A 368-nucleotide genomic window follows, 5' to 3' on the forward strand; every position below is an offset into this window, starting at 1 on the left:
ACATCATGAATATTTCAGTGAGTGTGCTGCTGAGGTGTGCAAGAGTTTTGATGCTGAGTTAAAAGAATGTAACGGTGAAGCGGATCATATTCACATGCTTATCCAGTACCCACCAACAGTGCAATTAAGCAAACTGGTTAATAACTTGAAGTCAGTCACCAGTAGACGAATGAGGGGTGATTTTATTGATTTAAGAGCAGCTTATTCTAAACCTGTGCTTTGGTCACGCTCCTACTTTTCAAGCTCTTGTGGCGGTGCGCCATTAGATATTATTAAACAATATATTCAGAACCAGCGAGGTTAGCTAGTGATGCGAAATTCACCTCCACCCTAATGTCGGGTGGAGTCCTCTTTCGCTTTTTTGATAG

1 protein-coding gene is annotated in these 368 nt (G+C 41.6%); it reads left to right on the plus strand.

All coding sequences use genetic code 11. The features are described from left to right. Nucleotides 1-304: IS200/IS605 family transposase (gene tnpA / locus ACT3SX_RS15600; RefSeq protein WP_444518890.1), on the plus strand; the 304-nt coding region annotated here is incomplete at its 5' end. Nucleotides 305-368: the final 64 nt, after the last annotated feature.

Origin of the sequence: Psychrobacter sp. AOP31-B2-9 (assembly GCF_052378005.1) — a bacterium.
In the GTDB taxonomy this organism is placed as follows: domain Bacteria; phylum Pseudomonadota; class Gammaproteobacteria; order Pseudomonadales; family Moraxellaceae; genus Psychrobacter.